Source organism: Streptomyces durocortorensis (genome assembly GCF_016901035.1).
Taxonomy (GTDB): domain Bacteria; phylum Actinomycetota; class Actinomycetes; order Streptomycetales; family Streptomycetaceae; genus Streptomyces; species Streptomyces durocortorensis.
Map to the genome: position 1 here is coordinate 1 of NZ_JAFEUF010000241.1, position 10035 is coordinate 10035.

Sequence of the window (10035 nt, forward strand, 5' to 3'; positions counted from 1 at the left end):
CCGCCCCCCGGGGGCGCCGTGCCGCGCTCCCCCCTGCCCTCCAGCACCACCGGAGTCCCCATGCTGCTCGCCGCCACTCCACCGCCGGTCGAGACACCACCGCACACCGGTGGTCTGCTCCTCCTGATCGACGGCACGGCCGGTCTGCTGACCGTCGCCGCCCTGGGCATCGCCCTCCTGCTCTTCCTGATCATCAAGGTCAGGCTCCAGCCGTTCGTCGCCCTGCTCGCGGTCTCCATAGCCGTCGGCCTCGGCGCCGGGCTCTCGGTCACCGAACTCTTCGGCACCGTGCAGAAGTCCGCCGCCGTCTCGGTCATCGAATCCGGCATGGGCGGCATCCTCGGCCATGTCGCGATCATCATCGGGCTCGGTACGATGCTCGGCGCGATCCTCGAAGTGTCCGGCGGGGCCGAGGTGTTGAGCGCCCGGCTGCTGAACGCCTTCGGTGAGAAGCGCGCCCCGCTCGCCATGGGGATGACGGGCCTCGTCTTCGGCATCCCGGTCTTCTTCGACGTCGGCATCTTCGTCCTCGCACCGATCGTGTACGCCGCGGCCAAGCGCTCCGGAAAATCGATCCTGCTCTACGCCATGCCGCTGCTGGCGGGCCTGTCGATGACCCACGCGTTCCTGCCGCCGCACCCGGGGCCGGTGGCCGCCGCCGGACTCTTCAACGTGTCGCTCGGCTGGGTCATCCTGATGGGCGTCGTCGTCGGCATCCCGTCCGTCATCGCCGCCTGGGGCTACTCCGCCTGGATCGGCAAGCGGGTCTTCGTCGACGTACCGCAGGACATGGTGGAGGCCGCCGAGGAGGCCAAGGCCGCCGTCGCCGCCGAACAGCGCGCCGCGGGCGTCACCCCGCACGAGAAGCCGGTCCCGCTCGCCACGGTCCTCGCGATCATCGGCACCCCGCTGATCCTGATCCTCGCCGCGACGTTCTCCTCGATCGCCCTGGACCCGTCCACGCTCCGCTCGGTGATCGAGTTCTTCGGCAACCCGTTCGTCGCCCTGACGATCGCGCTGTTCCTCGCTTACTACCTGCTGGGCATCCGCCGCGGCTGGTCCCGCAAGTCCCTGGAGTCCGTCTCCACGTCCTCGCTCAAGCCGGTCGGCAACATCCTGCTGGTGGTCGGCGCGGGCGGTATCTTCGGCGCGGTCCTCAAGGGCAGCGGCATCGCGGACGCGCTCGCCGACACGTTCAACGACGTGGGCCTGCCCGTCATCCTGCTCGCCTGGCTGATCTCGGTCGTCCTGCGCGTCGCCCAGGGCTCCGCCACCGTCGCGATCGTCACCACGGCCGGGATCGTGGTCCCGCTCGTCGAGGGCCAGGACCTCTCCCAGGCCCACCTCGCGCTGATCATCATGGCGATCTCGGCGGGCTCGATCTTCGCCTCGCACGTGAACGACGGCGGCTTCTGGATGGTGTCGAAGTACTTCGGCATCAGCGAGCGCGACACCCTGAAGTCCTGGACGGTCCTGGAGACGGTGCTCTCGGTCGCGGGCTTCGTGGTCGCGGCGCTGCTCAGCCTGGTCATCTAGGGGCTTCGGCTCGCCAGGCGTCCGGTGCCTTCGTGCCGCACGCCTGGCGTCCTCCCGGTCAGACGGCCAGGACCGAGACGTCGTACTGGGGAATCCACTTGTCGCGGGTGACGATGGTCATCCCCTCGATCTGCGCTTGGGCGACCAGTATCCGGTCGAAGGGGTCGCGGTGCAGGGCCGGCAGCCTGCCCGCCCGCACTCCGTGCCCCGCCGTGATCGGCAGCGCGGTGAACTGGCTGTCGCGTACGCGCTCCGCCAGGTCGTCCGGACCGTCCAGTTTCCCCAGGGACTGTTTGATGGCGATCTCCCACGCGGAGACCGCGCTGAGGTGTACCGACGGCTCGGTGTCCAGGAGCTCTTTGGCCTGGTCGGAGAGCTCCTCGGAGTCCGCCAGCCACCAGAGGATCACATGGGTGTCGAGCAGGAGGCGCATCAGCGCATCCCGAAGGCGTCGGCGATGTCGTCGGGCAGCTCGTCGAAGTCGTCCGCGATGTGGATGCGGCCCGCCAGCGACCCGCGCCCGGTCCTCCGTACCTTCGGGTGCAGGGGCACCACCTTGGCGACGGGCTCGCCGGCCTTGCTGATGACGACCTCCTGGCCGGTGGCGACCTGCTCCAGGATCCGGGAGAAGTGCGTCTTGGCCTCGTGGACGTTGTACTGCCGGGCTGCTTCCATGGTGCCTCACCAGAGGACGACGGGGGTGGACTAAGTGCTGGACTAAGGCTACCTCAGGCTACCTGGGGTTACCTCGTGACGGACTCCGGTCCACCGATTCCGTGCACACCCCTTGTGCCGCCGCGCCGATTGCGCTTCCTTGATCGGCATGGCGGAGACAAGCGCAACCACAGGGACAGGGGAGCCGGCCTCCCGACCACGTAAGTCCAGCTGGAAGTACATCGGCCCCGGCATCGTCGTCGCGGCGACCGGGGTCGGGGCCGGCGACCTGGTCGCGACGCTGATCGCGGGCAGCAAGTTCGGCTACACCCTGATGTGGGCGGCGGTGATCGGCTGCGTCGTCAAGATCTCGCTCGCCGAGGCCGCAGGCCGCTGGCACCTGGCGACCGGCCGCACGCTCTTCGACGGCTGGCGCAGCCTGGGCCCCTGGACCACGGTCTACTTCGCGATCTACGTCGTGGTCTGGGGCTTCATCTACGGGGCGACGGCCATGTCCTCCAGCGCCCTGCCCATCGTGGCGCTGTTCCCCGACGGTCCTGGGCTGAAGTTCTGGGCCATCGTGACCGGGCTGATCGGTCTGGTCTTCGTCTGGTTCAACCGGTACGCCGTCTTCGAGAAGGTCATGACGGTCCTGATCGGGATCATGTTCGTGGTGGTCGTGTACGTGGCCATCCGGGTCGTCCCGGACGTCGGGGCCTCGTTCGCCGGACTGCTGCCCGTGCTCCCGGACGGCTCGCTCCTCTACACCCTCGGGCTGATCGGCGGCGTCGGCGGCACGATCACCATGGCCGCCTACGGGTACTGGGTCAACGCCAAGGGCTGGAGCAACTCCTCCTGGATGAAGGTGATGCGGCTCGACAACCGGGTCGCCTACATCACCACCGGGCTCTTCGTCGTGGCGATGCTCGTCGTCGGCGCCGAGCTGCTGCACGCCTCGCAGATCGCCCTCACCTCCGGCGACCGCGGGCTGGTCGACCTGGGCAAGGTGCTGGAGGACCGGTTCGGCGCGGGCACCGCCAAGCTCTTCCTCATCGGCTTCTTCGCCACGTCGTTCTCGTCGCTGATCGGGGTCTGGCACGGGGTGAGCCTGATGTTCGCCGACTTCGTGGAGCGGTTCCGGGCCCCGGCGGCCGGGGTGGAGCAGGCGGAGGAGCACGAGGGGGCGGACGTCGCCGAGCGCCGGCAACGCTCGCTGCCCTTCCGCGCGTACCTCCTCTGGCTGACCTTCCCGCCGATGACGCTGCTCTGGCTGGACGAGCCCTTCGGCCTGGTCATCGCGTACGGGGTGCTCGGCGCGTTCTTCATGCCGTTCCTGGCCCTGACCCTGATCTGGCTGCTCAACTCCTCCCGTACGCCCGGGGAGTGGCGCAACGGATGGGTCAGCAACGGGATGCTCGCCCTCTCCGGGCTGCTGTTCGTCGTGCTGTGCGTCCAGCAGGTGCGCGATCTGCCCTGGTGACGGGCGCGTGCCCACGTAACGCCGCAGCGCCGCCGGGGGAGCGGCGGCGCTGCAGGTTCTGAGGATGCGTCGGTGTTACGGGATACCGGTTACGGCAGGCTGCGGACGTGCGGGCCGACCGCCTTCGACCAGGCGAACCCGGCCGTCGCGTCCCAGTTCGTCGACCAGGTCATCGCGCCGCGCAGCGACGGGTAGGTCTTCGACGGCTTGAACGAGCCGCAGTTGGTGCCCTTGGTCAGGCAGTCCAGCGCGGCGTTGACGATGGACGGGCTGACATAGCCGCTGCCCGCGCCGCGGGTGGAGGCGGGGACGCCGATGCCGACCTGGGACGGGTCGAGGCCGCCCTCCAGCTGGATGCAGGCGAGCGCGGTGAGGAAGTCCACCGAACCCTGCGAGTAGACCTTGCCGTCGCAGCCGAGCATCGAACCGCTGTTGTAGTACTGCATGTTGACGACGGTCAGGATGTCCTTGATGTTGAGCGCCGTCTTGAAGTACTCGCCCGACGTGGACTGCATGTCGATCGTCTGCGGAGCCATCGTGATGACCAGTCCGCTGCCCGCCTTTGCCGACAGCTGGCGCAGCGCCTTCGTCATGTAGGTGGCGTTGAGACCGTTCTCCAGGTCGATGTCGACCCCGTTGAAGCCGTAGTCCTGCATCAGCGCGTACACCGAGTTGGCGAACGCGGTGGCGGAGGCGTCGTTGTCGACCCGGACCGTGCCCAGCTCGCCACCGATCGAGATGATGACGTTCTTGCCCTGAGCCTGCTTGGTCTTGATGTCGGCCCGGAACTGGGCGTCGGTGTATCCGTTCAGACCGGCCGTGTCCAGGTTGAAGGTGACCTGGCCCGGCGTCGGCGTGGCGTCCGCGAAGGAGACCGCGATGATGTCGTAGTCGGCCGGGACGTCGGTGAGCTTCTGGACGGCCGCGCCGTTGTTGAAGTTCTGCCAGTAGCCGGTGACCGCGTGCTTGGGCACCGCGGGGCCGGGGCCGGGGCCCGTGCCCTCCTTCGCCGTACGGGCGCTGATGGCCGCCGACTTGACCGACTCGCCGGCCGCGTTAGTGGCGCTCACCGAGAACTGGTAGGCGGTGTCGGCGGTCAGGCCCGTGACGGTCGCCGAGGTCCCGGTGGAGGTGGTCGCCTGCGCGCCGTTCCGGTAGACCTTGTAGCCCGTGGCGCCGGAGACGGCGTTCCAGGACAGTGCGACGGAGGACGTGGTCGTGGCACCCGCCGTGAGGCCGGCCGGGGCCGCCGGGATCACCGGTCCGGGCTCCTCGCCGCCCCCGCCGTCGGGCCCGGTCACCTCGACGTCGTCGGCGAAGTAGGCGGCCTGCCCGTACCAGCCGTGGGTGTAGACGGTCACCGAGGTGGTGTTCGCGCCTGTCCTGAAGCTGGTGGAGAGCTTGGTCCAGGAGGACGAGCCCGGCGTCCAGGTGGAGACGTCGGTGGTTCCGGTGCCGCTCACACCGAGGTAGGCGTAACCGCCCTGCACCCAGGAGCTGAGCGCGTACGTCGAGTTGGGCTTCACCTTGACCGACTGCGAACACCTGGCGTTGTCATGGCCGGCCGGGGTGGCCTTCAGCGCGGACGTACCGCTGCGCACGGGGCTGGAGACGGCGGCCCCGCTCCCCCCGGAGCAGGTCCAGTTGGCGAGGCCCGACTCGAAGCCCGCGTTCTTGGCGTTGTTCACGTCGGCGGCCTGGGCGGTGCTGACGAGCCCGGTGACGGTCAGGGCGGCGGCCGCGACGACGGCGAGGGTGCCACCGAGCACGGGCCGGGAGCGACGGCGTCTTCTGTGACTGCGGCCTGCGGAACGTTCCACTGGTGCCTCCGGGGGGAGTTGGGGGGGTGCCGGGGATGAGCGGTGTGGTGTGGTGCACGGCGGTGCGGTGCGGTGCGGTGCGCATAAACTGGTCCAGACCAATCAAGTTGTCAAGACCTCTGGCAGTGAAAGGTCCTCCGTGCGGACGGACGCGAGGAGCCGCGCCCACCCCCGTACGGGGGTGCCGGGGCCGCGGATTCCGGGCCCGGGGGCGGCCCCGGGACCGCACGTCGCCCCCCGCACGAGTGATCTTGCGGGAGATCTTCGGGCGGTCACGGAAACGCCCTTACGAAAAGGGGGTCGGGCGCCCCGAAATCCAGTTTGACGTGCGCGAATGGACACCTGATCGAAAGCCGGACGCGGGATTCGGTAACCCTCCGCAGTGATAGTGGAGTTGGGCGGAATCGATTTCATCCCGTTTAGCACCCGGCCTCCGTTGGAACGGTGTTCGCATGGTGCCGTACTGGTCTCCGATAACTGTTCTCTGCCTGGTGAGACGTGGCTAAAGTGCTGGGGCAGGAGCACGGAGCAGGAGCGATTGCGGCCGACGTCCCCACGTCGACCGGAGCCGAAACGGGGAGAGCGTGCCGACCGCGATAGCAGTGACGAGTGCAGACCTGGTGCTGCCGCCCACCGACCAGCAGACACCCACCGCCGCCCTGCTCCAGGCCCCCGAGGCCCAGGCACTGGACCTGGCGATCGGCGACATGCACCTGCTGCTGGAACAGCACGGATATGTGATCGCCCTCTACCCCGCGGGCATCCGGCCCGCGCACGAGCGCCGCCTGCACTCCATCCGCTCGGTGCTGGAGAGTGACCGGATCGCCCTGGTCAAGGTGGATCTCCCGCCCCTCGGCGTCGCCGTACTGGTGCGCCAGCTACGGCAGTTGTCCATCTGCGACTTCAGCCCCGGGGTGGTCGCCTCCGCCGCCCGGCTGCTCTCGCACTACATCTACGCGGGCGCCCTCCTCAACTCCGTCGCCAGGCTCGACCGGGTGCCGGTCAGCCTCAAGAGCCACGCCAAGTCCTGGGTTCCCGGATCCCAGTTCGCCGTGCTCGCCGGCCCCCGTCCGCAGCTGGTGAAAGTGGGTCCGACCGCCGAACCGCTGGCGGGGCCGGATTTCGGTACGCATCTTCTGGTGGCCAAAGGGAATCTGCAGTCCGCCTGGGTATCGGAGACCCTTGCGCCCGCCTGGAAGGTCCAGGCCATTCACGACACCGCGGTCCCGGCCGACTCACCGCGCTGGTGGGGTACGGGAAAGCTGGTGGAGTTCGCCGCCCATCTCCCGGACCTCTCCGTGCTCTACCAGCTGGTCTCCTCCGTACGCCGGGAAAAATGTCACTGGTGCGCCATGGAACTCATCGGCGACCGTTGCGCATTCTGTTCCGCTCCTCTCGCGGTTTCGGAGAACCGCGCGCTGCCCGCCGGTGTCCAACACCATGGGGCCGACGAGTCACCGGGCCCCTGACGCGACCGTCCCCGCTCCCCACCCGCCGTCCCGTCCAGCGCCTCCACCTCGCCGCTTTCTCCCGGCCGCGGTGGACGTGTCGTAGATGTAAGCGCGTAACCGCTCCACCGCACCTACCGGTTCCACCGCACACGCCCGTTCCACAGCACCGCTCACTCTGTCCGCTGTCCGCTCCACGCATCCGATTCGAACGAGGTTGTCCGGACCATGAACTCCCGCCAGCGCCGCGGCGTGATACTCCTGCTCCTGTCGGTCCTGTGTGCCTTCGCGGCCTTCGCCGGCGTGCTCTCGGTGATCAGCGACGTCAACTCGAAGGTCGGACCCGAGGTGACGGCGTACCAGCTGAAGACCGACGTGGCTCCGTACACGGCCCTGAACAGCGGTCAGTTCGAGAAGATCAAGATGCCCAAACGGTGGCTCTCGGAGAACGCCGTGACCGACCTGCAGGAGGTCGAGTCGAAGATCGCGGTCACCGAACTACGCGAAGGCTCCCTGCTCCAGTCGGACATGATGGTCCGCAAGCCCGAACTGCGGGCCGGGGAGCAGGAGATCGCCATCATGATCGACGCCTCCACCGGAGTCGCCGGCAAGATCACGCCGGGCGCGACGGTCAACATCTACGCCACGTTCGCCGGTGAACAGGACGGCGCCGCAGCCCAGTCCAAGGTCATCGTCTCCAACGCCAAGGTGCTGGACGTCGGCGAACTCACCGCCCTCGACCCGAGCGCGGACGACCGGGGCACCCGGGCCACCGAGGCCGTGCCGATCACCTTCGCCCTGAACACGCTGGACACCCAGCGCGTCGCCTACGCCGAGTCCTTCGCGGAGCACGTCCGCCTCGCGCTCGTCGCCCCGGGCAGCGACGGAACCATCCGCCCGGGGGACCGCACCTACACGCTCGACAAGGACAAGTGAGGACGGGATGACCACCAGAATCCTCCCGGCCGTCGGCGACATCGACGCGGCCCGCTCCGTCACCACCCTGCTCAGCCAGCTGCCCGACGCCGAACCGGCCACCCCGGTCGGCGACTCCACCCAGCTCATCGACACCCTGGCCCGCCTCGCGGGCGAGGCGCTCGACGAACTGCCCGAGGTGGTGCTGGTCCACGAGCGGATCGGCCCGGTGCCGGCCCTGGAGCTGATCCGGGAGGTGTCGCTGCGGTTCCCCTCGGTCGGCGTCGTCCTGATCACCGCGGACGCCAGCCCGAGCCTCTTCGCCAACGCGATGGACTCCGGCGCCCGCGGCCTGGTCACCCTGCCGCTGAGCTACGAGGAGCTGGCCAACCGTGTCCAGGCGGCCGCCCAGTGGTCCGCCGGCGTCCGCCGCCACCTCACCTCCGGCAACGACGTCTTCACCGGCCCCGGCGGCACGGTGGTCACGGTCACCGGGGCCAAGGGGGGCGTCGGCGCGACCGTCACCGCCATCCAACTCGCTCTGGCCGCCCAGGCGTCCGGCAACACGGTCGCACTGGTGGACATGGACCTCCAGACCGGGGACATCGCCTCGTTCCTCGACGTCCAGTTCCGCCGCTCGCTCGTCGACCTCGCACTGATCACCGACATATCCCCCCGGGTGCTGTCCGACGCGGTGTTCTCCCACTCCACCGGCCTCGCCCTGCTGCTCGCCCCCGGCGAGGGCGAACGCGGCGAGGAGGTCAGCGACCGTTCGGCCCGGCAGATCGTCAGCGCGCTCCGCACCCGCTACGAGATCGTCGTCATCGACTGCGGCGGCCAGATGAACGGGGCCAACGCGGCGGCCATCGAGATGGCGGACGTGGCCCTGCTGGTCACCACGCCCGACGTGGTCGCGGTGCGCGGCGCGAAACGCATCGTACGGATGTGGGAACGGCTCCAGATCCGCAAGGCGGAGGAGACGGTCACCCTCGTCAACCGCTTCACCCGCAACACCGAGATCCAGCCACCGCTGATCCAGAAGATCACCGGCACCCGGGTCGCCTCGGCGGCGGTCCCCGCGAACTTCAAGGAGCTCCAGGCGTCCATCGACTCCGGACGCCTGCACGAACTGGACGCCAAGAGCACGGTCAAGCAGGCGCTCTGGGGCCTGGCGGGAGAGCTGGGCATCGTCAAGGAGAGCGCGACGACGAAGAAGAGCGGCAGCGCCCTGGTCAAGCGGAACAGCGGCGCCTTCAAGAACGACCGGGGCTCGATCGGACGCCCGCGCCGTCGGCGCGACGGCTCCGGACGCGGGCCCGGAGACTCCGAGGGGACACGTTGAGCGATGACCACCACAAGGACGGCACGCAGCGGCATACGGGGGCGGATCACCGCCCTACGTGACCGCGGGGGACTGGGCCGGAACCGGGACCGCGGCCAGACGGCCGTCGAGTTCCTGGGCATGACCCCCTTCATCATCCTGATCATGCTGGTGCTCTGGGAGTGCGCCCTGATCGGCTACACGTTCAGCCTCGCGGGCAACGCGGCGGACGTGGGCGCGCGCAAGGGCAGCGGGGCGGAGTTCGCGCCCGGGGCGGCGTGCCGGCAGGGCGCGCTGAAGGACCTGCCCGACGCCTGGTCGGAGAGCGCCGACGTCTCCTGCGGCGGCGGCAGCGGCCTGTACGAGGCCACGGTGAAGTTGAAGGTCCCGGTGCTGGTGCCGGGCCTGTTCGACCTCGACACGGAGATCACCGGCAAGGCCGGCTCGCCGAGGGAGGACCAGTGATGACGAGGCGTCCGCACCGGGAGAACGATCGCGACCGGGGCCAGGTGGCCATGGAGTACCTCGGCTTCCTCCCCCTCCTGCTCCTCGTCGCGATGGCGGCCATCCAGCTCGGCATCGCCGCGTACGCCGCCTCACAGGCGGGCACGGCCGCCCGGGCCGGGGCCCGTACGGCAGCCAGTGTCGACGCCCGGGGCAGCGGCCAGTCCAACGCCCGCGACGCGGTCAGCGACTGGGTGGAGAGCGGCGGATTCCGCTACGGCGAGAGCGGCGGCCGGGACATCACGGTCACGGTCGAGGTCAAGGTGCCCTCCGTCGTGCCGGGACTGGACGGCTGGTGGGCCAAGCGGAGCGCGACCATGCCCAACGAGAGATCCCCCTTCTGACCCCCGCCCCACC

10 protein-coding genes are annotated in these 10035 nt (G+C 69.4%); 7 read left to right on the plus strand and 3 right to left on the minus strand.

Features of this window, described 5'->3' with window-relative positions:
- The first annotated feature begins 60 nt into the window (after positions 1–60).
- Positions 61–1536: a GntP family permease gene (locus tag JS521_RS29690; protein ID WP_205086034.1), complete on the plus strand. Its 1476-nt coding sequence runs from the start codon at positions 61–63 to the stop codon at positions 1534–1536.
- A 58-nt stretch (positions 1537–1594) separates the two neighbouring features.
- Here the strand turns inward: JS521_RS29690 and JS521_RS29695 are convergent, their stop codons facing one another.
- Both JS521_RS29695 and JS521_RS29700 read right to left on the minus strand, forming a co-directional pair.
- Positions 1595–1969: a type II toxin-antitoxin system VapC family toxin gene (locus JS521_RS29695; protein ID WP_205086025.1), complete on the minus strand. Its 375-nt coding sequence runs from the start codon at positions 1967–1969 to the stop codon at positions 1595–1597.
- Positions 1969–2211, minus strand: a complete 243-nt coding sequence (locus tag JS521_RS29700) for a type II toxin-antitoxin system Phd/YefM family antitoxin (protein ID WP_205086026.1) — start codon at positions 2209–2211, stop codon at positions 1969–1971. Before JS521_RS29700 ends, JS521_RS29695 begins: the two co-directional genes overlap by 1 nt.
- A 148-nt stretch (positions 2212–2359) precedes the next feature.
- Here JS521_RS29700 and JS521_RS29705 point away from each other — a divergent pair, with 148 nt between their 5' ends.
- Positions 2360–3670 (plus strand): Nramp family divalent metal transporter, encoded by a 1311-nt coding sequence (locus JS521_RS29705; RefSeq protein WP_205086027.1) that lies wholly within the window; start codon positions 2360–2362, stop codon positions 3668–3670.
- Between the two features lie 89 nt (positions 3671–3759).
- Here JS521_RS29705 and JS521_RS29710 read toward each other — a convergent pair whose 3' ends face one another.
- Positions 3760–5490: a chitinase gene (locus tag JS521_RS29710; RefSeq protein WP_307847971.1), complete on the minus strand. Its 1731-nt coding sequence runs from the start codon at positions 5488–5490 to the stop codon at positions 3760–3762.
- Between the two features lie 602 nt (positions 5491–6092).
- On the opposite strand from JS521_RS29710, the gene JS521_RS29715 reads away from it, so the two are divergent.
- From JS521_RS29715 to JS521_RS29735, 5 genes are all read left to right on the plus strand, one after another.
- Positions 6093–6959, plus strand: a complete 867-nt coding sequence (locus tag JS521_RS29715) for a hypothetical protein (RefSeq protein WP_205086029.1) — start codon at positions 6093–6095, stop codon at positions 6957–6959.
- 207 nt (positions 6960–7166) lie between these two features.
- A complete protein-coding gene (gene cpaB, locus JS521_RS29720) occupies positions 7167–7874 on the plus strand; it encodes a Flp pilus assembly protein CpaB (protein WP_205086030.1) in 708 nt (235 codons plus the stop codon).
- 7 nt (positions 7875–7881) lie between these two features.
- Positions 7882–9195 carry a CpaE/TadZ family protein gene (locus tag JS521_RS29725; RefSeq protein ID WP_205086031.1) on the plus strand — a complete coding sequence of 438 codons (1314 nt, stop codon included), beginning with the start codon at positions 7882–7884 and terminating at the stop codon, positions 9193–9195.
- A gap of 3 nt (positions 9196–9198) precedes the next feature.
- Positions 9199–9639 (plus strand): TadE family protein, encoded by a 441-nt coding sequence (locus JS521_RS29730; protein ID WP_205086032.1) that lies wholly within the window; start codon positions 9199–9201, stop codon positions 9637–9639.
- Positions 9639–10022, plus strand: a complete 384-nt coding sequence (locus JS521_RS29735; RefSeq protein ID WP_205086033.1) for a TadE/TadG family type IV pilus assembly protein — start codon at positions 9639–9641, stop codon at positions 10020–10022. The genes JS521_RS29730 and JS521_RS29735 overlap by 1 nt, the downstream gene beginning before the upstream one ends.
- Positions 10023–10035: the final 13 nt, after the last annotated feature.